General features: G+C 70.4%; 21 protein-coding genes and 2 pseudogenes. 12 read left to right on the forward strand and 11 right to left on the reverse strand.

The window, feature by feature from the left end:
• A pseudogene (locus tag ACFY93_RS33420) lies at nucleotides 1-86 on the forward strand (IS5/IS1182 family transposase); the annotation flags it as partial.
• Between the two features lie 96 nt (nucleotides 87-182).
• Here ACFY93_RS33420 and ACFY93_RS33425 read toward each other — a convergent pair.
• Nucleotides 183-641, reverse strand: a pseudogene (locus ACFY93_RS33425) (ATP-binding protein).
• Nucleotides 642-765: 124 nt separating this feature from the next.
• Here ACFY93_RS33425 and ACFY93_RS33430 point away from each other — a divergent pair.
• The gene (locus ACFY93_RS33430; RefSeq protein ID WP_391365679.1) at nucleotides 766-1,611 is read left to right on the forward strand and encodes a Scr1 family TA system antitoxin-like transcriptional regulator; all 846 of its coding nucleotides are present in this window, start codon (nucleotides 766-768) and stop codon (nucleotides 1,609-1,611) included.
• A complete protein-coding gene (locus tag ACFY93_RS33435; protein ID WP_391365680.1) occupies nucleotides 1,608-1,814 on the forward strand; it encodes a DUF397 domain-containing protein in 207 nt (68 codons plus the stop codon). Before ACFY93_RS33430 ends, ACFY93_RS33435 begins: the two co-directional genes overlap by 4 nt.
• Nucleotides 1,815-2,028: 214 nt before the next feature.
• On the opposite strand, the gene ACFY93_RS33440 is transcribed toward ACFY93_RS33435, so the two are convergent.
• The 5 genes from ACFY93_RS33440 to ACFY93_RS33460 form a co-directional block, all read right to left on the reverse strand.
• Nucleotides 2,029-2,352, reverse strand: a complete 324-nt coding sequence (locus ACFY93_RS33440; protein ID WP_391365681.1) for a helix-turn-helix domain-containing protein — start codon at nucleotides 2,350-2,352, stop codon at nucleotides 2,029-2,031.
• The gene (locus ACFY93_RS33445; protein ID WP_391365682.1) at nucleotides 2,352-2,720 is read right to left on the reverse strand and encodes a type II toxin-antitoxin system RelE/ParE family toxin; all 369 of its coding nucleotides are present in this window, start codon (nucleotides 2,718-2,720) and stop codon (nucleotides 2,352-2,354) included. The genes ACFY93_RS33440 and ACFY93_RS33445 overlap by 1 nt, the downstream gene beginning before the upstream one ends.
• 139 nt (nucleotides 2,721-2,859) lie before the next feature.
• Nucleotides 2,860-4,344: a glutamate--tRNA ligase gene (gltX, locus tag ACFY93_RS33450; protein ID WP_391365684.1), complete on the reverse strand. Its 1,485-nt coding sequence runs from the start codon at nucleotides 4,342-4,344 to the stop codon at nucleotides 2,860-2,862.
• Nucleotides 4,328-5,128, reverse strand: a complete 801-nt coding sequence (locus tag ACFY93_RS33455; RefSeq protein ID WP_391365685.1) for a fumarylacetoacetate hydrolase family protein — start codon at nucleotides 5,126-5,128, stop codon at nucleotides 4,328-4,330. The genes gltX and ACFY93_RS33455 overlap by 17 nt, the downstream gene beginning before the upstream one ends.
• Before the next feature lie 158 nt (nucleotides 5,129-5,286).
• Nucleotides 5,287-5,475, reverse strand: a complete 189-nt coding sequence (locus ACFY93_RS33460; protein ID WP_391365686.1) for a hypothetical protein — start codon at nucleotides 5,473-5,475, stop codon at nucleotides 5,287-5,289.
• Between the two features lie 592 nt (nucleotides 5,476-6,067).
• Here ACFY93_RS33460 and ACFY93_RS33465 point away from each other — a divergent pair.
• From ACFY93_RS33465 to ACFY93_RS33500, 8 genes are all read left to right on the forward strand, one after another.
• A complete protein-coding gene (locus ACFY93_RS33465; RefSeq protein ID WP_391365687.1) occupies nucleotides 6,068-10,021 on the forward strand; it encodes a nitrate- and nitrite sensing domain-containing protein in 3,954 nt (1,317 codons plus the stop codon).
• 9 nt (nucleotides 10,022-10,030) lie between these two features.
• Entirely contained in the window at nucleotides 10,031-10,444 is a 414-nt protein-coding gene (locus tag ACFY93_RS33470; protein WP_010984127.1) for a roadblock/LC7 domain-containing protein, read from the forward strand.
• A gap of 111 nt (nucleotides 10,445-10,555) precedes the next feature.
• Nucleotides 10,556-10,954, forward strand: coding sequence for a DUF742 domain-containing protein (locus ACFY93_RS33475; RefSeq protein ID WP_391365689.1), 399 nt, complete (start codon nucleotides 10,556-10,558; stop codon nucleotides 10,952-10,954).
• Nucleotides 10,935-11,510, forward strand: coding sequence for an ATP/GTP-binding protein (locus ACFY93_RS33480; RefSeq protein ID WP_055520027.1), 576 nt, complete (start codon nucleotides 10,935-10,937; stop codon nucleotides 11,508-11,510). The genes ACFY93_RS33475 and ACFY93_RS33480 overlap by 20 nt, the downstream gene beginning before the upstream one ends.
• Before the next feature lie 377 nt (nucleotides 11,511-11,887).
• Nucleotides 11,888-15,091 (forward strand): nitrate- and nitrite sensing domain-containing protein, encoded by a 3,204-nt coding sequence (locus ACFY93_RS33485; protein ID WP_391365690.1) that lies wholly within the window; start codon nucleotides 11,888-11,890, stop codon nucleotides 15,089-15,091.
• A gap of 10 nt (nucleotides 15,092-15,101) precedes the next feature.
• Entirely contained in the window at nucleotides 15,102-15,515 is a 414-nt protein-coding gene (locus ACFY93_RS33490; protein WP_033321188.1) for a roadblock/LC7 domain-containing protein, read from the forward strand.
• 93 nt (nucleotides 15,516-15,608) lie between these two features.
• Nucleotides 15,609-16,178: a DUF742 domain-containing protein gene (locus tag ACFY93_RS33495; protein ID WP_391365691.1), complete on the forward strand. Its 570-nt coding sequence runs from the start codon at nucleotides 15,609-15,611 to the stop codon at nucleotides 16,176-16,178.
• The gene (locus tag ACFY93_RS33500) at nucleotides 16,159-16,740 is read left to right on the forward strand and encodes an ATP/GTP-binding protein (protein WP_026248371.1); all 582 of its coding nucleotides are present in this window, start codon (nucleotides 16,159-16,161) and stop codon (nucleotides 16,738-16,740) included. Before ACFY93_RS33495 ends, ACFY93_RS33500 begins: the two co-directional genes overlap by 20 nt.
• Nucleotides 16,741-16,933: 193 nt before the next feature.
• On the opposite strand, the gene ACFY93_RS33505 is transcribed toward ACFY93_RS33500, so the two are convergent.
• The 4 genes from ACFY93_RS33505 to ACFY93_RS33520 all read right to left on the reverse strand — a co-directional run bounded on the left by ACFY93_RS33505 (nucleotide 16,934) and on the right by ACFY93_RS33520 (nucleotide 21,911).
• A complete protein-coding gene (locus tag ACFY93_RS33505) occupies nucleotides 16,934-17,125 on the reverse strand; it encodes an acyl-CoA carboxylase epsilon subunit (RefSeq protein WP_391365692.1) in 192 nt (63 codons plus the stop codon).
• Nucleotides 17,126-17,203: 78 nt separating this feature from the next.
• Nucleotides 17,204-18,793 (reverse strand): carboxyl transferase domain-containing protein, encoded by a 1,590-nt coding sequence (locus ACFY93_RS33510; protein ID WP_391365693.1) that lies wholly within the window; start codon nucleotides 18,791-18,793, stop codon nucleotides 17,204-17,206.
• Nucleotides 18,794-18,947: 154 nt separating this feature from the next.
• Entirely contained in the window at nucleotides 18,948-21,359 is a 2,412-nt protein-coding gene (locus ACFY93_RS33515; RefSeq protein WP_391365704.1) for a polysaccharide lyase family 8 super-sandwich domain-containing protein, read from the reverse strand.
• Nucleotides 21,360-21,404: 45 nt separating this feature from the next.
• Nucleotides 21,405-21,911: a hypothetical protein gene (locus ACFY93_RS33520; protein ID WP_391365694.1), complete on the reverse strand. Its 507-nt coding sequence runs from the start codon at nucleotides 21,909-21,911 to the stop codon at nucleotides 21,405-21,407.
• Nucleotides 21,912-22,179: 268 nt separating this feature from the next.
• On the opposite strand from ACFY93_RS33520, the gene ACFY93_RS33525 reads away from it, so the two are divergent.
• Nucleotides 22,180-22,794: a YceI family protein gene (locus ACFY93_RS33525; RefSeq protein WP_391365695.1), complete on the forward strand. Its 615-nt coding sequence runs from the start codon at nucleotides 22,180-22,182 to the stop codon at nucleotides 22,792-22,794.
• Between the two features lie 187 nt (nucleotides 22,795-22,981).
• Here the strand turns inward: ACFY93_RS33525 and ACFY93_RS33530 are convergent, their stop codons facing one another.
• Nucleotides 22,982-24,430, reverse strand: a complete 1,449-nt coding sequence (locus tag ACFY93_RS33530; protein WP_391365697.1) for a hypothetical protein — start codon at nucleotides 24,428-24,430, stop codon at nucleotides 22,982-22,984.
• Between the last annotated feature and the right edge of the window lie 19 nt (nucleotides 24,431-24,449).

The raw sequence follows: 24,449 nt of genomic DNA on the forward strand, positions 1-24,449 counted from the left end.
GGCAGATCTTCCGCAGATCCCGCATCAGCCCCAACCGCATGACCGTCATCGCCAAAGCCGTCCTCACCCTGGAGAGGCAACGCTGAAAGACCTCAGTGCGCCCGTAATCACACGGGAATCCTACGGCCCCCAGGACCCGTCTCAGATCGGCTCGTGGTTTTCGGGACAACTCCACCGGACCCTCAGACGTCGACCTCCGCACGCACTGTCTTGCCCGGACCTCCGTCCGTACGCGGCTCAACCGCCCAGCGGCTCGCCAGTGCCGCGACCAGGCACAGACCACGGCCCGACTCCGCCTCTGGCTCGGTCGGCAGCGAGGGCGATTCCGGCGGCATTCGGTCGTCGCGGGTGTCCGTCACTTCCACCCGCACAAGCCTCGCGGCCGGGTCCAGCCACATGCACAGTCTGAAGTCACGGCCGGGTACCCGTCCGTGTGTCACCGCGTTCGCGACCAGCTCGCTCAGGGCTCACCGTGGTGTTCAGGTCGGAGTCGTACGGGTGGCCCCAGGCACGAGGCGGTGGGAGGCGAGTCTGCGGGCCAGTCGGGCGCCACGCGGTGTCGACGTGAACGACATGCAGAAGTCCCGCGTCGGCTGCGCAAGGCCATAGGTGTCCCCGGAAGAGTGCGTTTCTGTCGTCATGCGCGCAAGCCTGGTCCGGTGTGCGTACCGTCACCAGTGACGACTCCCCTACACAGCGCATCTATGCGGTTGCTGTGGGTGCGCTGTCGGGGTCGGGGGTGAGCCAGGTGCGGAGGGAAGAGCGATGACACAGATTCCGGAGCAGGCCGTTGCGCAGCCGAGTCAGGACCCGGCCGACGAGCTGCTGAGGTCGTTCGGCCGACAGATCAAGATTCTTCGGCAGCGCGCCGGACACACTCAGGCCGACCTGGGGCAGCTCCTCGGGTACAGCGAGGCACTGGTCGCGGCCATCGAGCAGGGGCGTCGCATTCCGCGTCCCGACACCATCGAGAAGCTCGATCAGCTACTGGAGGCCGACGGCATGCTCCTCGTCATGAAGCGGCCCGTGGCCCTGGCCCGGTACCCGGCGTTCTTCCGGGACGCGGCCCGGATCGAGGAGACGGCGGCCGAGTTCCACCAGTACGCCCCGCTGATCATGCCCGGCATGCTCCAGACCGAGGAGTACGCCAGAACCATGTTCACCGTCTGGCGACCAAGGCGGAGTGAAGCAGAGATTGAGCAAATGGTCTCGGCGCGACTTGCCCGGCACAAGCTCTTCGAACGCGCACCGGCGCCCGTGCTCAGCTTCGTACTGGAGGAAGCAGTCCTCCAACGCCCCATCGGCGGCGCGGAGGTCCTCCGGGGGCAGCTGGAACATCTACTCCTGGTTGGGTTGAACCCCAACGTGGAGATCCAGGTGATGCCGACCCGGGCGATCGACCACGCGTGCGTGGATGGTCCCTTCACCCTGATGGTGCCGGAGGGAGGGGAACAAGTGGCCTACCTGGAGAGCCAGGGAAGCGGTCGCGTCATCAGCTGTCGGGAAACCGTCCGGGGAATCGCCGCTCGGTATGGAATCATCCGGGCACAAGCGCTGCCCCCTCGGGAGTCTCAGCGCCTTATCGAAAAGTCGCTGCAAGGAGACCTATGAACACCATGCAGTCCAAGGCCAAGCCTCTACAGCTCCACTGGGTCAAGAGCAGCTACAGCGGAGGCTCGGGCGGTGATTGCGTAGAGGTCGCCCCCACCCCCGCCACCATCCACATCCGCGACTCCAAGACCCCCGCTCACGGCATGCTCACCGTGCACCCCACCACCTGGTCCGACTTCCTCGACCTCGCCCGCCGAGGCTGACCGGAACCCGACCCGCCGGTCGACCGTGTGACGCTCGGCTCGGCCGACCGTAGCCGTCTTGGCAGGATCGGGCTCAGCAAGCAAAACATCGCGCATATGGCTGCGCAGACCCTGTGGCCGTCCCTTCGGGGGCGGCCACAGACGCGTTCTCGTGGGTATTCGGCTCACAAGCCGCCGAACGGGGTGCCCACAGCGCCCCGGGGTCGGGTCGGCGTCACGCGGCATGCGGCGTGAAGGTGACGTGGGAGTCGCCCTCGCCGATGGCGATGTTCAAGGAGCCGTCCAGGGCCTTCGCCAAGCGCCGAAGCAAGGGAAACGTGGGCACGGTGTCGCCACCCTCCATCCGGGAGACCTGGGGCTGCGTCATCCCTGCTCGCTCAGCCAGTTCGGCCTGGGAGAGGCCGAGCTCGATCCGCCGGTCGTAGACCGCCTGTCCGAGATCGCCGGCCAGCCGTGCGTCGACGTACTCCTGGTCGTACTCGACCGCCTCACCGGCAAGCTGCCGGGTCCGGCGCGTTCTCCATGTGCTGTGATTCATCAGCTCTCCTTGCGCCGGTCGTAGAGGTGCTGAGCACGGCCGTGCTCGGTCTCGCAGACCTTCTGCACCTGCTGGGCACGCTCGACTTCCGCCGCCTCACGCATCCGCGTCTTGCGGAACACCGTGAGCAAGACGATCCGCCGCCCGGGGGCTAGCCAGTACGGGATGCGCACGGCTTCGCCGTCCAGTTCGAAGCGCAGCTCGCGCAGCTTGCCGCCCAGGTGACGCGAGTACGGCTCACCGAGCGTCGTCGGTTCGCCGAGTAGGCGGTCGGCCTTGTCCTCCACTCGTCGGTACAACCGGAACGGCAGCAGCTCCAGCCAATCCCGCACCTCGGGTTCCAGCTCGATCTGCCACGACTCCGTCATGCAAACAACGGTATATGCCTTCAAGTGCACAGGGCAAAGCCTTCGGCGCCCCTCCGCAGCCTCGATGAGTACGACGCTGCCCAACGCACGACAAAGGGGCGGCATCCGGTGCGGATGCCGCCCCCTGACGTTCGTGGCGTTATGCCGCCAGCCGGGCCAGCGCCGCGTCCACGCGGGCCAGTGCCTTCTCCTTGCCCAGGATCTCCAGGGACTCGAACAGGGGCAGGCCGATCGTGCGGCCGGTGACGGCCACGCGGACCGGGGCCTGGGCCTTGCCGAGCTTGAGGCCGTGCGCCTCGCCGGCGGCCAGGACGGCCTCCTTGAGGGACTCCGGGGAGGTCCAGTCGGCCGCGTCGAGCTTCTCGCGGGCGGTGCGCAGCAGGGCGTCGGAGCCCTCCTTCATCGCCTTGGTCCAGCTCGCCTCGTCGAAGGCCGGCTCCGCGAGGAAGAGGAAGTCGACGTTGTCGGTGATCTCGGAGAGGACCTTCAGGCGGGTCTGGGCGTGCGGGGCGATCGCCTGCCACTTCGCCTCGTCGAAGTCCTCGGGCGCCCAGGGGGCGAACGGGGCCTTCAGCCAGGGGGCGCAGCGCTCGGTGAAGTCCTTCACGTCGAGCAGCCGGATGTGGTCGGCGTTGATCGCCTCGCACTTCTTCAGGTCGAAGCGGGCCGGGTTCGGGTTGACGTCGGAGATCTCGAAGGCCGCGATCATCTCCTCGATCGAGAAGATGTCCTGGTCGGCCGAGAGCGACCAGCCGAGCAGGGAGAGGTAGTTGAGGAGGCCCTCGGGGAGGAAGCCGCGCTCGCGGTAGAGGTTCAGGCTCGACTGCGGGTCGCGCTTGGACAGCTTCTTGTTGCCCTCGCCCATCACGTAGGGGAGGTGGCCGAAGGCCGGGGTCTGCTTGGCGATGCCCAGGTCGGTGAGCGCCTTGTAGAGGGCGACCTGCCGCGGGGTGGAGGAGAGCAGGTCCTCGCCGCGCAGGACGTGGGTGATCTCCATCAGGGCGTCGTCGACGGGGTTGACGAGCGTGTAGAGGGGGGCGCCGTTCGCGCGGACGATGCCGTAGTCCGGGACGTTCTCGGGGAGATAGGTGATCTCGCCGCGGACCAGGTCCGTGAACGTGATCGCCTCGTCGGGCATCCGGAAGCGCACGATCGGGGCGCGGCCCTCGGCCCGGTAGGCGTCGGCCTGCTCGGCGCTCAGGGCGCGGCAGTGGCCGTCGTAGCCGGACGGCTTGCCGGCGGCGCGGGCGGCGTCGCGGCGGGTGTCCAGCTCCTCGGTGGAGCAGTAGCAGTGGTACGCGTGGCCGGCGTCCAGGAGCTTCTGGGCGACGTCCTGGTACACGTCCATGCGCTGCGACTGGCGGTACGGCGCGTGGGGGCCGCCGACCTCGGGGCCCTCGTCCCAGTCGAAGCCGAGCCAGCGCATCGAGTCGAGGAGCTGCTCGTAGGACTCCTCGGAGTCGCGGGCCGCGTCGGTGTCCTCGATGCGGAAGACCAGCGTGCCCTGGTGGTGCCGGGCGAACGCCCAGTTGAACAGGGCGGTGCGGACCAGGCCCACGTGCGGGTTGCCGGTCGGGGAGGGACAGAAACGGACGCGTACGGGTGCGCTAGCCACGCTTGACAACCTTGTTGGTGAGAGTGCCGATGCCTTCGATGGTGACGGCGACCTCGTCGCCGACGTTGAGGGGTCCGACGCCCGCCGGCGTGCCCGTGAGGATCACGTCTCCGGGGAGGAGCGTCATGGCCTCGGAGATGTTGACGATCAGGTCCTCGATGGAGTGGATCATCTCGCTGGTGCGGCCGAGCTGGCGCTGCTGTCCGTTGACCGTGCACTGGACGGTCAGGTCGGCCGCGGCGGTGAGGTCGATGTCCGTCTCCACCCAGGGGCCGAGCGGGCAGGAGGTGTCGAAGCCCTTGGCCCGCGCCCACTGCTTCTCGCGCCGCTGGACGTCGCGGGCGGTGACGTCGTTCGCGCAGGTGTAGCCGAGGATGACGTCCTTGACGCGCTCGCGGGGGACCTGGCGGCACATGCGGCCGATGACCACGGCCAGCTCGGCCTCGTGGTGCAGTTCCTGCGAGAAGGACGGGTACTGGATCTCGTCGCCGGGGCCGATCACCGAGGTGGACGGCTTGAAGAAGGCGAACGGGGCGTCGGGCACCTCGTTGCCCAGCTCCCTGGCGTGCTCGGCGTAGTTGCGGCCGAAGGCCACGACCTTGTTCGGGAGCACCGGCGGCAGCAGCCGGACCCGCGCCGATCCGGAAGGGGCCAGCGGCACCTTCGTACCGGAGAGCTCGAAGTCCGCGAACGGGATGCCCTTGATGATGTCGAGGACGAGCTCGTCCGGCTTGTCACCCTCGACCGCGCCGAAGGCGACGTTCCCGTCGATGGAGAATCTGGCGATGCGCACGGGATGCCTGTGCCCCTCACTGAGCTGGCTGGAGTCTGACGCTCCAGGCTAACGCGGCAGAGGCGAGGCGCCCCACGCATTCCGCGCGGGGCGCCTCGGACGGGCGGTGCCCGGTTCGCTCGCGGGCCGCTGTGAGTGGACGGCGCCCGGGACGCCTACTACTCGGCGGCGGAGGTCGCGACGGGGACCTCCATGAGGACGGTCCGCCGGGGGTTGGCGGTCTGGGCGGGGAGGCCGACGGAGTGCTCCGGCTGGTCCGGCGTGCGCAGTTCCTCGGCGTCGGTGAGGTGCGCCAGGGTGGTGCGTCGCGGGTTGGCTATGTTGCGGAACATCATCGTCGTCTTCACCGGTGTTCTCGACCTTGTCGATAGGGCGCCGGCCGGGGTCGAAGGGCCTCGTGCGAGCGCGGATTGTCGGATTCGCCATCCCTGTAAAGCGTCAGGCTAAACATCGAATTCCCGGTGGATGACGAGAAGACGTCATGATCGAGGTGTGAGTTTGCTCACTGGCCTACCGGCAATTCCGTCAATTCGGGCGGGCAACTCGGGGTCCAGAAACGGACATTGCTTCATCGAAGCGCCCATTCCGCTCCTGATCATCGCGACTGGGACACGGGACGCACCACCCGGTATCCTGCGCTTATGCCCGTTATGCACGGGATCGCTTTCTACGTCTCGTGACGTGCCCCTCACAAGGTGTCACAGAGGTCACAGCCTGGCTCACGGCCCTTGTTGGAGATCCCGCACTGTGCTGGAATCTCACGGACCGCCGCAGGATGGAACCGGCGCGCAGGGGCGCAAAAGCGCCGAGTGGCGGCGGGAAGGGGGAGCCAGCGCCGGTCACTCACGACCACCAAGGGGCGCATCGCGCCCCTGAACGACGCCGACACCGCCTCGCCGCTTCCACGGAGAGGCGCCTGGTCCAGAGGTTGCGACGCTAGTGCAGGGACGTTTCAAGAGGGATGGCAGCGCTTCGGCCGAGCCGGAGCCGCATGGCGGGACCGGCCCCAAGGCCGTCAGCTCCTCGCCCCAGCACGCCCAGAGCCAGGGCAAGTCCGACGGCGGCGGCGAGCAGTCCGGTGCCGCGAAGCCGGCTGCCGAGACCCCGGCCGCGAAGCCGAAGGGCCTCAGCACCGGCTCCCGAATAGCTCTGCGCAACTGGCGTATCTCCACGCGTCTGGTGTCGCTGCTCGCGCTCCCCGTGGTCGCCGCGACCTCGCTCGGCGCGCTGCGCATCAACGAGTCCATGGACAGCATCCAGCAGCTCGACAACATGAAGCTGCTGACGGACATGACCAAGCAGGCGACCGAGCTCGCCGCCGCGCTCCAGGACGAGCGCGACAAGTCGGCCGGACCCCTCGCGCACGGCGCGACGGCGACCGACTTCACGGTCAAGGGCGCCCGCGAGAAGACCGACCGGGCCCGCGCCAACTTCCTCCAGGACGTGCAGGAGGTCGGCGACAGCAGCACGGTCCGCGACCTCACCGGCGTCTACGACGGCCTCGTGGGTCTGACCAGCGAGCTCGGCAAGCTCAGCGACATCCGCAGCAACGCGTACAAGGACGCCGACAACTCGGCGCAGACGGTCGAGGGCTACCACCGCCTGATCACCCAGCTGCTCGACCTCTCCCAGGACATGGCCGAGGCGACCAGCAACCCGGACATGATCCAGCGCACCCGCGTCCTGGCGGCGTTCTCCTCCGCCAAGGAGTACGCGTCCGTGCAGCGCGCGGTCATCGCGGCCGCGCTGCCCGCCAACGACTCCACCTTCGGCAAGCTCTCCGAGAACGACCGGCTGTACGCGGCCGCCGCCCTCGACAGCGAGCAGTCGGAGCTCGACAGCTTCTCCAGCATCTACGGGGACGACGCGGCGGCGGAGCTCACCAAGCCCGTCAACCAGAACAACCCGACGATCCAGGAAGCCGACAAGTACGCCGAGCGCGTCGTCGCCGAGGGCGGTATCCGCTCGCAGAACAAGCAGTCGTACAGGGACTGGATCGACAAGGACACGAACAAGTTCGACCAGATGGGCAAGATCGAGCTCACTCTGCTCAGCCAGATGGAGCAGAAGGCCCGTGAGCTGCGCAACGAGTCGCAGCAGGAAGCGATCATCTCCGGTGCGCTGATCCTCATCGTGCTCGGTGTCTCGCTCGTCGGCGCCTTCGTGGTGGCCCGGTCCATGATCCGCTCGCTGCGCCGGCTGCAGGACACCGCGACGAAGGTCGCCCAGGACCGTCTGCCCGAGCTGGTCAAGCAGCTCTCCGAGTCCGACCCGCAGGACGTCGACACCTCCGTCGAGTCGGTCGGTGTGCACTCCCGGGACGAGATCGGAAAGGTGGCCGCGGCCTTCGACGAGGTGCACCGCGAGGCGGTCCGGCTCGCCGCCGAGCAGGCCCTGCTGCGGGGCAACGTCAACGCGATGTTCACCAACCTCTCGCGCCGCTCCCAGGGCCTCATCCAGCGTCAGCTGTCGCTCATCTCCGAACTGGAGTCCCGCGAGGCCGACCCGGACCAGCTGTCCTCGCTCTTCAAGCTCGACCACCTCGCCACCCGTATGCGCCGTAACGGTGAGAACCTCCTCGTCCTCGCCGGTGAGGAGCCCGGCCGCCGCTGGACGCGCCCCGTCCCCCTCGTCGACGTGCTGCGTGCCGCCGCCTCCGAGGTGGAGCAGTACGAGCGCATCGAGCTGGCCTCGGTGCCGGCGACCGAGGTCGCCGGCCGGGTCGTCAACGACCTCGTGCACCTGCTCGCCGAGCTGCTCGAGAACGCGACCTCCTTCTCTTCACCGCAGACCAAGGTCAAGGTCACCGGTCACGCGCTGCCCGACGGCCGTGTGCTGATCGAGATCCACGACACCGGTATCGGCCTCTCCCCCGAGGACCTCGCGGCGATCAACGAGCGGCTCGCCTCGCCGCCCACCGTGGACGTCTCCGTCTCCCGCCGCATGGGTCTGTTCGTGGTCGGCCGCCTCTCGCAGCGCCACGGCATCCGGATCCAGCTGCGCCCCTCCGACTCCGGTGGCACGACCGCGCTGGTCATGCTCCCCGTCGACGTCGCGCAGGGCGGCAAGAAGGCTCCGGGCAAGCCGGGGCAGGGTCTTCCCCCCTCCGGCGGTCCGGCCGCCGCTCAGGCGGCGGCCGGTGTCGCCGCCGCCCGCCGCGGTACCGGGCAGGGCGGTCCCGCCCTCGGCGCCGGTGCGGGCACCGGTGGAGCCGGACGTCTCGGCTCCACCCCGCAGCGCGGGCAGGTCGGCCAGGGCCAGGGTCCGCGGGCCGCGCTGCCCGGCAGCAACCCGGGCGGCCGTCCGGGCGCGCCGGCCGGTGCGCGCGGGCCGCAGGGACAGGGCAATCCGCAGCAGGGCAGGCCGGCTCCGGCCGGGGCCGGCAGTGCCTTCGGGCAGGCGCCGGGCGCCCCGCAGGGCCTGCAGGCGGCCGGGAACGGCACGCCCCAGGGCTTCGACGGCAACCAGGGCGGACGGCGGAACGCCTTCGGCGACGGCGGCAGGAACGCCTTCGGCGACAGCGGCGCCGACGCGGGCCGGGGCGGTTTCGGCGACGGCGGCCAGGCCGGCCGTCAGAGCGGCTTCGGCGACAGCGCCCCCGCCACACCGCCCGCGCAGCCGCGTGGCAAGGAGAAGGGCGGCCGCCGCAGGCCGCAGCTGCCGGGGCGCGGTGGTCCGCGCGCCGAGCTGCCCGGCGGCACCTCCCCGTCGCGGCCGAGCTGGAGCGACGACAACGCGCAGCCTCCCGTGCCGCGCGCCTCGATGGACACCCCGCGCGGTCATGAGGAGCCGGACTCCACGTCGCGGCTGCCGCGGATCGACGACCGTCAGGGGCCGGGCTCGACGTCCGAGTTCGCGCGTCCCGACTTCGACGCCCCGCGCCCCGGCCCGGCCGCTCCGCACACCATGGGCGACGCCGGCAGCACCGGCTCGTTCGTCCGCCCGGACGTGTACGGCTCCGGCAGCCAGAACCCGTCCTCCACCGGCCAGTTCGCCACCCCGGGCTACGGCGGGTCCCAGGACCCCTCGTCCACCGGCCAGTTCGCGGCCCCGGGCTACGGCAACCCGCAGGACCCCTCGTCCACCGGTCAGTTCGCGGCCCCGGGCTACGGCGGGTCCCAGGACCCCTCGTCCACCGGCCAGTTCGCGGCCCCGGGCTACGGCAACCCGCAGGACCCCTCGTCCACCGGCCAGTTCGCCACTCCCGGATACGGCAACCCGCAGGACCCGTCGTCGACCGGTCAGTACGAGCGGCCGCAGGCGGCCGGCAACAGGGACGGCGGAGACTTCCGCGCGCCCCGTCCGCAGGCCCCACAGCGGCCCGCGCGTCCGCAGGAGCCCGAGGCGCTGCCGCCGGCGACGGGCCCCGGTGACGGGCGCACGCCGCTGTTCGACACGCTGGAGACCAACTGGTTCCACGGTCAGGGCCAGGAGCGCGACAACGGCCAGGTCCAGGGGAACGGCCGGCCGCAGAACGCCGGCCAGGTCCCGGACCGGGGCGGCGACCGGCCCGGTGCGCAGCACGGCTCCGAGCAGGGCTTCCCGCAGCAGCCGCAGACCCCTGCGGCCCCTCAGCGTCCGGCCGCCGCACCGGCGACCGGTTCATGGCGCAGCTCGCCGAACGACGACCTCGTCCGGCAGGCAGAACGCGTCCGTCAGCCGTCGGCGGGCGGGGTCACCACCTCGGGCCTGCCGCGCCGCGTCCCGCGGGCGAACCTCGTCGCGGGCACGGCACAGCAGCAACAGCACCAAAGCGGTCCGCAGGTCTCGCGTGCGCCCGATGACGTACGCGGCCGGCTGACCAATCTCCGTCGGGGCATCCAGCAGGGTCGCCAGGCCGGTACCGGCCAGACCGGCAGCTTCCCCAGCCCCACTCACCAGCAGGAGCACTAGTTGAGCCCGATGAGCCAGGCGGCACAGAATCTGAACTGGTTGATCACCAACTTCGTGGACAACACCCCCGGGGTGTCCCACACCGTCGTCGTGTCCGCCGACGGACTCCTTCTGGCGATGTCCGAAGGCTTCCCGCGCGACCGCGCCGATCAGCTCGCGGCCGTCGCCTCAGGACTGACCTCGCTGACCGCCGGGGCGTCCCGGATCTTCGAGGGAGGAACGGTCGCCCAGACCGTCGTGGAGATGGAGCGCGGATTCCTCTTCCTGATGTCCGTCTCCGACGGTTCGTCGCTGGCGGTCCTCTCCCACCCGGAATGCGACATCGGCCTCGTGGGGTACGAGATGGCGCTGCTGGTCGACCGTGCGGGCGCTGTCCTCACGCCGGACCTCCGCGCCGAACTGCAAGGAAGTCTGCTGCACTGAGGGCTCTTGGCACCACCGATTGCACGAAATCACCGTCCGGCCGCCACAATCCCCCCACCGGCCCCAACAGACGGCTCGACTGACCGACTTGCTGTCCCGCCCGGAGGATTCATGACCCCGCCCACCGCCTCTCATGATCCGTACGCGCAGCCGTACGGGGACGAGGGCGACCAGCCGCTGGTACGTCCCTACGCGATGACCGGCGGCCGGACCCGGCCGCGTTACCAACTCGCCATCGAGGCGCTGATCAGTACGACGGCCGACCCGGCGCAGCTGATAGGGCTGCTCCCCGAGCACCAGCGGATCTGCCATCTTTGCCGTGAGGTGAAGTCGGTGGCCGAGGTGTCGGCTCTGCTGTCCATGCCCCTGGGCGTGGCCAGGATCCTTGTCGCGGACCTCGCCGAGGCCGGACTCGTCGCCATCCACCAGCCGGGCGGCGACGAGAACAACGGCGGTGCGCCGGACGTGACTTTGCTCGAAAGGGTGCTCAGTGGACTTCGCAAGCTCTGACGGAGGCCGGGCGACCACCTCCGCGAAGATCGTGGTGGCGGGTGGCTTCGGCGTGGGCAAGACCACGTTCGTCGGCGCCGTCTCGGAGATCAACCCGCTGCGCACGGAGGCCGTCATGACGTCCGCTTCCGCGGGCATCGACGATCTCACCCACACCGGGGACAAGACGACGACGACCGTCGCCATGGACTTCGGCCGTATCACGCTCGACCAGGACCTGATCCTGTACCTGTTCGGTACGCCGGGCCAGGACCGCTTCTGGTTCATGTGGGACGACCTGGTGCGCGGCGCGATCGGCGCCGTGGTCCTGGTGGACACCCGCAGGCTCGCCGACTGCTTCCCGGCCGTCGACTACTTCGAGAACAGCGGGCTGCCCTTCGTCATCGCCCTCAATGGCTTCGACGGGCACCAGCCGTACACCCCCGAAGAGGTCCGCGAGGCCCTGCAGATCGGACCGGACGCGCCGATCATCACGACGGACGCCCGCCACCGCTCGGACGCCAAGAGTGCCCTGATCACACTGGTCGAGCACGCCCTCATGGCGCGGCTGCGGTAGCGCGGTCCACAGGCCCGCCCGGGCCTGTGGGCAAGTGAGTGATCGCGTACGGCAGTTGTCGTAGACGCACTGGAGCCGGCTGTGTCGTTTGACACGGTCGGCCACAGTGTTCATAACATTTCGACAGAGAATTCGGCCGTTTCGGCCACGCATCGCGGTCACCCGGTGCCGCTGTGCTCACGAAAGCCCCGTCTTTTGGCGGGGCTCGCTCTTTATGACCGTTTTATGTGGGGCGTACCTCACTCGGAATCTTGTATTCCGAGTGTTTGGAAGGGCGCCGCCTGGCGTGCTGGAATGCGCTGAACTGCCCAGTAGTCAAGGGCGCTGGACATACCGCGGCACAACGTAGGTGCCGACGCCGAGAGGTTGTTGGTCGAGTGAGGCGAAGCAAGAACGGTCCCGAGCCGTCGGCACGGGGCAACTTCACCCCGCCGCCGCGCGGAGCGGCGCCCGCACAGGTGTCCGTCCCGGAGCCCACGCCGGCGCCCGCGCCGAGCGGCGGTCGCCTCTCCCCCCGCAACTGGCGCGTGCCCACCCGGCTGAACGCGATCCTGCTCATACCCGTGCTGGTCGGCCTGGTCATGGGCGGCTTCCAGGTGAAGAGCTCGGTCGACACCTGGCAGGAGGCACAGGACGCCGAGAAGACCGCGCGTCTCGTGCAGGCCTCGCTGGCCTACGCCAACCAGCTCGTCGTGGAACGCGACGTCACCGCGACTCCGCTGCTGCAGGGCAAGGGCCAGAACGACCCGACCGTGGTCAAGGTCCGCGCGGCCACCGACAAGGCCGCCGACGCCTTCGACGAGGCCGCTCAGAACGCGCCGTCGAAGCCGGGCATCGAGCGCCGCCTCGGACTCTTCCGCAAGGTGGAGCCGCAGCTCGACACCCTCCGCAAGACCGCCTACACCTCCAAGCTCTCCGGCGTGAAGACCGAAGAGGCGTACGTCCAGATCCAGCACCCGCTGATGGAGTTCGCCAACGAGCTGGGCCTCGGCACCGGAAACATCACCAGCTACGGCCGGACCGTCTACGCGATCTCGCTGACGAAGGCCGCCCTGTCGCTGGAGCGGTCCATCGGCATGCACCTGCTGGTCAAGCCCGGTCCGGGCGCCGGCAGCCTGGCCAGCCAGCGCGTCGCCCTCTCCTCGTACGCCTACCTCGAGGGCATCGCCGTCGAGGAGTACCTCGGTGGCGGCACCGAGGAGGACGCCGAGAAGCTCGACGAGGCGAAGAAGAAGCTCCAGGTCGACGGCAAGGAGAAGGCCCGGGCCGCGGCCGCCGCCGCCGAGGCCAAGGGCGAGACCTACGTTCCGCCGCCGTCCGACCCCACCGACATGGTGACCGGCCTCGCGGGCCTCCAGTCCACGCAGCCCAGCGCCCGTGTCGCCCTCGCCCGCGAGGGCATCACCCCGCAGAACTGGTGGGCGGTCAACACCGCCAAGTTCGACGCGTACCGCACGATCGAGTCCGACCTCGCCGACAAGGCCGTGACCGAGGCCGTCGGCATCGCCGACGACGCCAAGCAGTCCACGTTCATCACCGGTGCCATCGTCGTCATCGCACTGCTCGCCGCGTTCATCCTGGCCGGCATGGTGGCCCGCCAGATGAGCCGCGCGATGCGCCAGCTGCGCAACGCCGCCTTCGGTGTCGCCGAGCAGCGCCTGCCGATGCTGGTCGACCAGCTGTCGCGCACCGATCCCGGCCGCGTCGACACCAAGGTCACGCCCATCCCGATCACCACCACGGACGAGATCGGCGAAGTCGCCCGCGCCTTCGACCAGGTCCACCGTGAGGCGGTCCGGCTCGCGGCCGAGCAGGCCCTGCTGCGGGGCAACATCAACGCGATCTTCACCAACCTGTCGCGCCGCAACCAGTCGCTGATCGAGGGCCAGCTGACCCTGATCACCGACCTGGAGAACAACGAGGCCGACCCGGACCAGCTGGAGAACCTCTTCCGGCTGGACCACCTCGCGACCCGTATGCGCCGCAACGGCGAGAACCTCCTGGTCCTCGCCGGCGAGGAGCCGGGCCGCCGCTGGGACCAGCCGGTCCCGCTGGTCGACGTCCTGCGCGCCGCCTCCTCCGAGGTGGAGCAGTACGAGCGCATCGAGCTCTCCGGCGTCCCGGAGGCCGACATCCACGGCCGTGCCGTGACCGACCTCGTGCACCTGCTCGCCGAGCTCCTGGAGAACGCCACCACCTTCTCCTCGCCGCAGACCAAGGTCCGCGTCACCGCGACCCGGCTGCCCGACGGCCGCATCATGGTCGAGATCCACGACAAGGGCATCGGCCTCACCGCCGAGGACTTCGCGGACATCAACCACAAGCTGGCCAACCCGCCCACGGTGGACGTCGCGATCTCGCAGCGCATGGGCCTGTTCGTGGTCGGCCGGCTGTCCGACCGGCACGGCATCCGGGTCCAGCTGCGTCCCTCGGGCGAGCAGGCCGGCACCACGTCGCTCGTCATGCTCCCCGACGCGATCACCCACGGTGGCGGTGGCGAGCAGCAGCAGCGCGACGAGTTCACCGTCTCCCAGATCATCCCGGAGCAGCAGTCGTTCCAGGCGGAGCAGCGGTCGTTCCAGGCGGAGCCGCTGCGCACCGCGGCCGAGCTCGGCTTCGACGACAGCCGCTACTCGGAGGTCCCCGACGACATCCGGGAGCTCGACCCCGTGGGCCGCTCCCTGATGCGTGAGGAGCGGCGGCTGGCCCTGGAGTCCCAGGCGCAGACCCCGGAGGGCGCCGAGGTCCAGCAGCCCTACGGCGACGGTTTCGACGCGCGGCCCGGCTACGACACCGCGGGCCCGTCCTACGAGGGCGACCAGGGCGCGCACGACACCGGGCAGACGGCCTACCAGGACCAGCAGACGGCGTACGGCGACCAGCAGCAGGCGTCGTACGACGCGACGTACTTCCCGGCGAACGGCGGCTACCAGGAATCCGCGTATGCGGAACCGGTCCAGGAGGGCCGTCCGGCGGATCAGGGTGCGGTGCCGGAGTCCTTCCAGGGCTACGACGAGCAGTCCTACCAGGACGACTGGCCGCAGCAGGACGCGTACGGTGGCGGTTACGGATCCGACTACGCTCCCCAAGCGGAATCCACTCGGGCCGCTGACGCGGGCGAGCAGGAGCGCGTAGGCTTCGAACGGCCGGGACCGGTTCCCTCCGCCGCGCACGAGCTGACGGACGCCGGCCTCCCCCGCCGCGGCGGCGCCGCGAGCGGCACCGGCCGCCCGCAGGCGCAGCAGGCGTCGCCCGCGTCCTCCCAGGAGAACGACAGCGACTGGCGCTCGTCCAACGACGACCGGTGGCAGCGCGCCGAGCAGCTCCGCAAGCCCAAGGCGGGCGGAGTCACCTCGTCCGGCCTGCCCCGGCGGGTGCCCAAGGCCAACCTGGTCGAGGGAACCGCGGAACAGACCCCACAGGGCGGCCCCCAGGTCTCCCGCGCACCCGAGGACATCCGGGGCAGGCTGAGCAAGCTACGCCGCGGCGTCGAGCGGGGACGCATCGCAAGTGACACGAACGGCCAGGCCACTGGGAATCACCACAGTGGGCCTGACAGCACCTACAACCAGGAGCGTTAGTGTGAGCCCGATGAGCCAGGCGGCACAGAACCTGAACTGGTTGATCACCAATTTCGTGGACAACACCCCCGGGGTGTCGCACACGGTGGTGGTCTCCGCCGACGGACTCCTTCTGGCCATGTCCGAAGGCTTTCCCCGCGACCGCGCCGACCAGCTCGCCGCCGTCGCGTCCGGTCTGACCTCGCTGACCGCGGGCGCCTCCCGCATCTTCGAGGGCGGCAGCGTGAACCAGACGGTTGTGGAGATGGAGCGAGGATTCCTCTTCATCATGTCCATTTCCGATGGTTCGTCACTCGCGGTACTCGCACACCCTGAGGCGGACATTGGCCTCGTTGGGTACGAGATGGCGCTTCTGGTCGACCGTGCCGGTACGGTTCTGACTCCGGATCTCCGTGCGGAGCTCCAGGGCAGCCTTCTCAACTAACAGACAGACCGTGCGTCTTGGCGTCCCGTAGCCGTAAGGTTTCGGGACGCGGCGCCACCATGAGGGCGCCCGGCACAGTCGGAGGAGGAGAAAGTGGCAACACCCCCAGGAAGTTCGTCCGCGGGCTGGTCCTACGGCCCCGGCCAGGGCCAGGGCGACGGTTCGCAGCACCGGTACGACTTCCCCTCCACCCCGAACCACCGGCAGCCGTACGCGCCGCAGGGCCCCGGTCCGTCGCCGTACGACCAGCCGCCGGCGCCGCGCATCCAGCCGGTGCAGCCGCAGCGGCGTACCCCTGAGCCGGCGCCCGCCGGGTCGTCCGGTAATCCCCTGGTGCGCCCGTACGCCATGACGGGCGGACGCACCAGGCCGCGGTACCAGCTCGCCATCGAGGCGCTGGTGCACACCACCGCACAGCCGCACCAGATGCAGGGCCAGCTGCCCGAGCATCAGCGGATCTGCAACCTCTGCCGAGAGATCAAGTCGGTGGCCGAGGTCTCGGCCCTGCTGACGATCCCCCTCGGTGTGGCCAGGATTCTCGTCGCCGACTTGGCGGAGGCGGGCCTGGTCGCCATCCATCAGCCCGGCGGTGACGAGAACGCCGGCGGTCAGCCAGACGTGACTTTGCTCGAAAGGGTGCTCAGTGGACTTCGCAAGCTCTAGCGGAGGGCCTTCCCGCTCCACCACGTCCGCGAAGATCGTGGTGGCGGGCGGCTTCGGCGTGGGCAAGACCACGTTCGTCGGAGCCGTATCGGAGATCAACCCGCTGCGTACCGAGGCCGTCATGACGTCCGCGTCCGCGGGCATCGACGACCTCACCCACACCGGGGACAAGACGACGACGACCGTCGCCATGGACTTCGGCCGCATCACCCTCGACCAGGACCTGATCCTCTACCTGTTCGGTACGCCGGGCCAGGACCGCTTCTGGTTCATGTGGGACGACCTGGTGCGCGGCGCGATCGGCGCGATCGTCCTGGTCGACACCCGCAGGCTCGCCGACTGCTTCCCGGCCGTCGACTACTTCGAGAACAGCGGGCTGCCCTTCGTCATCGCCCTCAACGGCTTCGACGGCAACCAGCCCTACAACCCGGACGAGGTCCGCGAGGCCCTGCAGATCGGACCCGACACGCCGATCATCACCACGGACGCCCGCCACCGCGCGGACGCGAAGTCGGCGCTGATCACGCTCGTCGAGCACGCGCTGATGGCGCGCCTGCGGTAGCCGCTCTCCCCGTGCGTACGAGGGGCCCCGCTCTCCCACCGGAGAGCGGGGCCCCTCGTGGTGTGTGCCGTCGGCGTGTGCGCCGTCCCGTGTCAGCCGTCGCGACAGGACGTGTGCAGTTCGCCTTCCCGGCGGCTGAACGGCGTGTGGCCCCTCTCCCGGCGGGAGAGGGGCCACACGCCGTTCAGCGCGGTCAGCGCCAGCTGTGCGGGGCGCGGAAGCCGGGCTCGCGCTCCAGGCGGCGCCAGCCGGCTCTCGCGCGGCCCCCGTGCGTCACGGAAGCGGTGGGGGCGGCCGCGGCGCACGCCAGCAGGAGCGCCGTGATGGCGGCGACCTCCTCGGGCTCGGCGTGGCCCTTCTCGACGCGGATGTCAGGCATGTCCATGGTTGGTCTCCGTGGATGGAGGGGTCCGCCGGGAGACGGCGGAGGGTCCGCGGGGCTGCCGCGGCGGGTCGGCCGGGGCTACTGCGGCGGGTTGCCGTGCTTGCGGGAGGGCAGGTCCGCGTGCTTGGTGTGCAGCATCGCCAGCGACCTGATGAGGACCTCGCGGGTCTCGGCCGGGTCGATGACGTCGTCGACCAGGCCCCGCTCGGCCGCGTAGTACGGGTGCATCAGCTCGGACTTGTACTCCTTGACCATGCGCATCCGCATGGCCTCGGGGTCCTCGGCGTCGGCGATCTGCCGGCGGAAGATCACGTTGGCGGCACCCTCGGCGCCCATCACGGCGATCTCGTTGGTCGGCCAGGCGTAGGTGAGGTCCGCCCCGATGGACTGGGAGTCCATGACGATGTAGGCACCTCCGTACGCCTTCCGCAGGATCAGGGAGATCCTGGGCACCGTCGCGTTGCAGTAGGCGTACAGCAGCTTCGCGCCGTGCCGGATGATTCCGCCGTGCTCCTGGTCGACGCCCGGGAGGAATCCAGGGACATCCAGCAGGGTGATGATCGGAATATTGAAAGCGTCGCACATCTGGACAAAGCGCGCAGCTTTCTCGGAGGCCTCGATGTCGAGGACACCCGCCAGGGACTGCGGCTGGTTGGCGACGATGCCGACGACCCGGCCGTCCATGCGGGCCAGGGCGCAGATGATGTTGCGCGCCCAGCGCTCGTGGACCTCCAGGTAGTCGCCGTCGTCGACGAGCTCCTCGATGACCTTCGCCATGTCGTACGGACGGTTGCCGTCCGCCGGGACCAGGTCGAGCAGTACCTCGGAGCGCCGGTCGGCCGGGTCCTCGGACTCCGCGTGCGGCGGGTTCTCGCGGTTGTTCTGCGGGAGCATCGACAGGAGGTAGCGGACCTCCGCGATGCAGGACTCCTCGTCGTCGTAGGCGAAGTGGCACACACCGGAGGTCTCCGCGTGCACGTCCGCGCCGCCGAGGCCGTTCTGGGTGATCTCCTCGCCGGTGACCGCCTTGACGACGTCCGGACCGGTGATGAACATCTGCGAGGTCTCGCGCACCATGAACACGAAGTCCGTGAGGGCGGGGCTGTAGGCCGCGCCGCCCGCGCACGGGCCGAGCATCACGCTGATCTGCGGGATGACACCGGAGGCCCTGGTGTTGCGCTGGAAGATGCCGCCGTACCCGGCGAGCGCGGAGACGCCCTCCTGGATGCGGGCGCCGGCGCCGTCGTTGAGCGACACCAGGGGCGCACCGGCCGCGATGGCCATGTCCATGATCTTGTGGATCTTCGTGGCGTGGGCCTCGCCCAGCGCGCCGCCGAAGATCCGGAAGTCGTGCGCGTAGACGAAGACCGTGCGGCCCTCCACCGTGCCCCAGCCGGTGATCACACCGTCGGTGTACGGCTTCTTGGCCTCCAGGCCGAACCCGGTCGCCCGGTGCCGGCGCAGCTGCTCGACCTCCTGGAACGATCCCGCGTCCAGCAGCAGCTCGATGCGCTCCCTGGCGGTCAGCTTGCCCTTGGCGTGCTGCGCCTCGGTCGCCTTCTCGCTGGGGCCGCGCAGCGCCTCAGCACGGATCGCGTGCAGCTCGGCCACACGCCCGCGCGCGTCGGTGGGTTCGCCAGAGGTTCCAGCCTCGTCCAAAACGGTCATGTAGCGACCTTACGAAGACCACGGAGGAAAGCGAGCCGTCCACTCCGTACAGTGTCCGGACCGTTTTACTGGCGCCACTGAACAGAACCCTCACCCCATGCAGGCGATCCGACTGCTCACAGGCCCTGCTGCTTGTAGGGGTCGCACAAAGCGACTACCTGAGAGACACCTCACATACGTGGGTGGCACATGCCATCCCCGGAGTGACGCAGAGCCGCAGCCGGCCTCCCGTGAGGTCGGCGCGGACGGTGGGACCGGCCCGCAGGACCCGGCGCACCGGGTGGTCCCAGACGACCTCCAGCGGCCGGCCCGTGCGCGGCGGCTCGCTCACGCAGAGCGTAGCGGTGCTCCCCCGCCGCCGTACCACCACGCTCGCCCCCGCGGACGCGCTCAGCGGGCCCACGGTACCGGCCTCCCAGAAGTTGGCGGCCAGCAGCCCGGCACGGGGCACGCGCACCGCCTGGCAGCGGGCGTCGTTGGCGAGCACGGACAGCCAGTGGCGGTCGGCGGCGCGGGCGGCGACCGCCCGCCGGGAGGCGCCGGGCATGAGCAGGTAGACGTACGTGGCGTCGGTGGGGTCGGTGCCGTGGTCGAGCCAGAGCGTCTGCCAGCGCCGGGTGCGCCGCTCGATGGTGCTGGTGGTGTTGATGTCGGACCAGGCACCGGTGCGGTCCTCCCGCAGGGTGCGCAGTTCCGTCGTGCCGTGGGGAAGGACCCAGCCGCCGTGGCCTTCGAGGTGGAGCCAGCGGTGCCCGCGCCGCAGGGCCGGTGCGCCCCTCTCGCCGAGGTTGCGGTTGTCCACGACCGTCTCGACCGGCACTCCGTCCGTGGCGGTGATGCCCGCGCCCAGGCAGACCACGGCGTCGTCCACGCAGAACCACGACTTGCGGGCCCGCAGGGTGGAGCCGAGGCCCCTGAGGTCCTGCCCGACGGCCGCGTACGTGCCGTCCGTGGTGCCGCCGACCCAGCGCACGTCCGGTTTCGGCTCGCCCCACTCGCCTCCCTCGTTGTCGGCGAGCGGCCGGGTGGAGACGGTGGTTCCGGGGAGCCGGTGGAAGTCGACCGTCGGCCAGTACCAGTCCGTGTACTGGTCCGACCGGCCCGCCCACCAGAGCGTCATGCCGGCGCCGGTGTGCCAGCCCCGCGGGTTCTCACCGTTGCCGCACTCGTAGTGCGCGATGCGCTCGGAGGCCATCGAGATGTTCGCGGTGAACCCGGCGCCCCGGTGGACCGCGCGGTCCATGGAGGGGAACAGGCGGTGCCCGGCCGGTTCCGGCAGGGCCCGCACCGGCGAGTCGGCGACGGCGTTGAGCCGGGCCAGGTCCGCGACGCCGAACTGGGCGGCCGTGCGGATCGGGGTCACGGTGTCCCGTTCGATCCAGCCCTTGATGCGCCCGTGCCAGCGCTTCCGTTCGGCCTCGTCGGTGCCCTCGGCGAGCAGGGCGATCGCCGCGATCAGCCCCTGCCCGTGGAAGTGGTCGCTCCGCATGACGTGCCGGTCGTCGCTCCTCAGGTAGCCGCGGCTGATGGCGCGCCCGTTGACGCTGTCCATCACGAGTCCGTCGTGGATCAGGGGCGCGTAGGCGTGTTCGACGCTGTCGAGGATGATCCGCCGGCGGGGGTCGGTCACCTCCCAGCCGGACCCGGCGAGCAGGGCGAAGAGCCGGCCGAGCCCGTCGAGCAGGACCTGTCCGTACGTGCCCGAGTAGGCGACCCAGGTGTGCTGCACGAACGAGCCGTCCGCGTAGAGCCCGTCGCCCGACGTGACGTACGGGAAGACCGGGGAGAGGGCGTCGCGGGCCAGCGCGATCTTGCCGGTGTCGCGGCCGAGGACGCCCCGGAGCGCGACGGAGCGGCAGAGGTCGACGCGGTTGGCGCCGGTGGAGGTGCCCGAGTAGTCGCGGAGCATGGCGTCCGGGACGAAGTGGTCGACGGCGGCGCAGGCCGCGGCGCGCCGGGACTCGGTGAGCTCGTCGTACAGGGCGGCCACGATGTCCATGAGGAGGCGGGGGCTGCCGATCTGCCACTCCCACCAGTTGCCGTAGCGGGTGGTGGCCGGGTTGTAGACCGTCGCCGTGAGGTGGTCGAGGCCGGTGAGGATTCCGGCGAGCAGGGCGGCGTCACCGGTCGAACCGGTGCCCTGCTGCACGTAGGCCTGGGCCATGGTCCAGAGCCGGCCGTAGCTGAAGGTGATGCCCGCGGGCGGGTCGAAGGGGTGGTCGGGCCACAGCGAGGCGGCGGCCGGGGCCATGCTCGCGAGGAAGCCGCGGGCGAGTGCGCCGGTCTCGCGCAGGCGGGAGGCGTAGGGCTCGGCGGCGGGGTCGTAACCGGTGCCTAGGGCGATGGCCAGCCAGCGCAGCCGGAGGGCGTCGTAGGTGTCGGCGGGGGCGGGCTCGTCGGCGGAGGCGGGGGGTGCGGGGGGCTCGTCGGCGTGTGCGAGGGGTGCGGTGGCCGCGGTCGCCGTCAGGGCGGCCGCGAGCAGGAACATGCGGCGGGTCGGGGGCACGGGGACCACGGGGGCGTCGGTCCCGTGGGCGCCGGGCTCATCGGAAGCCTGGTAAGTCATGCTCATGCCATCTACCACCACACCCCGCGCAGGGGAACCGGACCGTCAGCAGCCGCCGCAGTTGTAGTAGAGGACGTCCCAGTGGTTGCCCTCGTCGGCGTAGACGTTGCCCGAGCCGGACCTGTACTGCGGAGCACCGTCGCCGCGCAGGCCGATGTAGGTGAAGCTGTTCTTGATGTAGCTCGTGACGCAGGTGTTCTTGCCGTAGTCGAGCTTGTAGCCGTTCCAGTGCGAGTAGGTGCCGCTCGCGTGGCCCGTCTCCGTGCCGCCGGTGATGTTGAGGGCGCAGCGGCTGGCGCTCTTCAGGGTCTGCGCGCCCTGTGCGGTGGCCAGGTTGAGCTGGTCGAACGACGTGCACGTGGAGTTGTAGCGGTCGGAGCAGCCGCCGGACGACGACCAGGTGATGCCGGACGCGCGGAACATCGAGGTGGCCGTGGCGTGGCTGATCTTGGTGACGGCGGTGGCCGCGGAGGCGTCCGCGGCGCCGCCGACGGCGACGGCCGAGGGGGCGACGACGAGCGCGAGTGCGGTCAGGACCGAGCGGAGCTTCATGGGGGGACCTTCCTGCTGAGTGACTGAGCGGTCGGTCGTGCGCTGTGGGGCAGCGGTGCGGGTCGAGCAGAGCGATGGTGCCCGAGGTCTACGCGTGTCCACCAGAGGGCGTGCGTTGTTTACCAGGCGTAGACCACTGGCATCCATAGGCAACCGGGACAACCCGCCGCCGAAACTGTTGAAACTTGAACGGAATAGCCCTACGGTGGGTTTCGTTGAAACTTAAAGCAGCCCGGCATGGGGCCGGGCCCGTCCCCAAGGAGCAGTCATGGGTCTCTTCGGCCGCAAGGACAACGACACCGCCACCACCCCCGCCGCCCCCGTCGCGGTCAGCCCCGGCCTGGCCGCCCTCACCGGCGACTACACCATCGACCCGGCGCACACCACGATCGGCTTCGTCGCCCGGCACGCGATGGTGACCAACGTCAAGGGCGCCTTCAAGGAGTTCGAGGGCACGCTGCACCTGGACGGCGGCGACCCGGCCGCGTCGAGCGCCACGATCGACGCGAGGATGGACAGCATCGACACGGGCAACGCCGACCGTGACACCCACCTGAAGAGCTCGGACTTCTTCAAGACGGACGAGTTCCCGGCCATGACCTTCCGGTCCACCTCGGTGGAGGCCCTGGGCGGCGACGACTACCGCGTCACCGGTGACCTGTCGATCCTCGGGACCACCAAGCCGCTCACCATCGACCTGGAGTTCAACGGCGCCGCGAAGGACCCGTTCGGCAACGAGCGCGTGGGCTTCGAGGGCAAGGCGGAGATCCTTCGCTCCGAGTGGGGCCTGACCTGGAACGCGGCCCTGGAGACCGGCGGTGTGCTCGTCTCCGACAAGATCAAGCTGAACTTCGACATCTCGGCCATCAAGAACACCGCCTGAGCCACCGGCCCGGCCACGCCGGCACCCGGTCCGCCCGGCCCCGCCGGCCCCCTGAGCGCGCCCGTCCTCCGGCTCCCCCGTCGGGAGGGCGGGCGCTCGGCCCTGCCGCCGCCGCGCTCCGGAAGCCCTCCGCACGAGAAGCCCTCAGCACAGGAAGCTTGCTGCGGAGCCGCTCCCTCCCACAAGCTCAGAAGCCGCCCCCGAAGTCCCCTCCCCCGCCGCCTCCGCCGAAGTCGCCCCCGCCGCCGAAGCCGCCGCCGAAGTCGCCCGGGTCGAAGTCGGCCCCCGAGACGTCACCGCCGTCGTAGCCCGCGCCGAAGTCGCCGTACCCGTAGCCGTACCCGGCGCCGTAGGCCGGTCCGGCCATCATGCCGCCGAGCATCGTGCCGACGAGCAGTCCGGGCAGCATGCCGCCGCCGAAGTAACCGCCCGCCCAGGGCCCGTACGCCGGGCCCGCGTCCCAGTAGGGGCGGCGGCCGTACGCGGTGTCGACCTCGCGCACCGCCGGGTCCGCCCCGTCGGCCAGCCGGGCCCGGTCGGCCGCGCAGACCGGGACCTCGCGGGTCGCGCCGCCCTGCGGCGTCCACGCCGCGTCGGCGACCGAGGGACCGTGCCGCGGGTCGAAGAAGCAGGGGGCGCGGCGCTCGGGAAGCGGCCGGTGCTCCCGGCGCGCGGCGAGCAGCGCCAGCGAGAAGCGGCCGTTCTCGAGCGACTCGGTGACGGGGCGTACGTCCTCGGGCCGCCGGGCCGCCGCCATCCGCGTCTTCGCCTGCTCGTAGGCGTCGAGCGCGCGTTCGTAGTCGGCCCGCATCGCGTCGTCGGCGCCGGCCTCGGCCGGGTGGAAGTCGAGCCGGTCGAGTTCCTCGCCGAACGCGGTGATGTCCTCGTCGACGACGACCCGCAACTGCTCCAAAGCGGCCTTCTGCTCCTCGCTCTCCCTGCGCCGCCTGCGGCGGGAGACGGTGTACAGGCCGGCGCCGCCGAGCACGACCACGGCGCCGACCAGGATCAGCGCGCCCGCGGAGACGCCTGTGCCGCCGCTGCCGCCCCAGCCGCTCGGCGCGGAGCCGCCGATGTTGGCCAGCGCGCGGTCCGTGAAGTCGTTCAGCTGGGTCTTGGCGTCGCTCTCCCCCTGAACGCTGGTGACCAGATTCTGGACCGCGCCGCGGGACATCACGGAGGAGTCGGCGCGGGCGTCGAAGCGGTCGCCCAGCCGGATCGCGTAGAGACCGGTGATGCCGGTGGAGGTGCGCAGGTTCTGGAAGAGGTCGGTCGTCGGGAAGTTCGCGGGGAGCACCGCGACGAAGACGGGCTTGTCCGCGTCCTTGATCTTCGTCGCCAGGGAGTGGGCGTCGGCCGCCGACAGCTGGGTCGAGGCCGCCGGGTCGACGTACACGGGGCTCTCGCGGAGCGCTTCGGCGACGGCCGAGACATCGGAGGCGGTGACGTCGGAGGCGGCCACGCCCGTGTGCGGCCCGGCGGCCTCGACGGCCGCGGAGGCGGTGGACGCACCGGCCGGCATCACCATCAGTGCGACCAGGGCCAGTGCGGCGAGCACCGGTGCGAGAAGGAACCGGCGCGGTCCCCGGTGCGGCTCCGGGCGGGGAGTTCGAGTCGTCGGTGCAGCGGCCTTCATACTTTCGAAGCTACCCGAA

It is taken from the genome of Streptomyces sp. NPDC008313 (genome assembly GCF_042956125.1).
Lineage (GTDB): Bacteria > Actinomycetota > Actinomycetes > Streptomycetales > Streptomycetaceae > Streptomyces.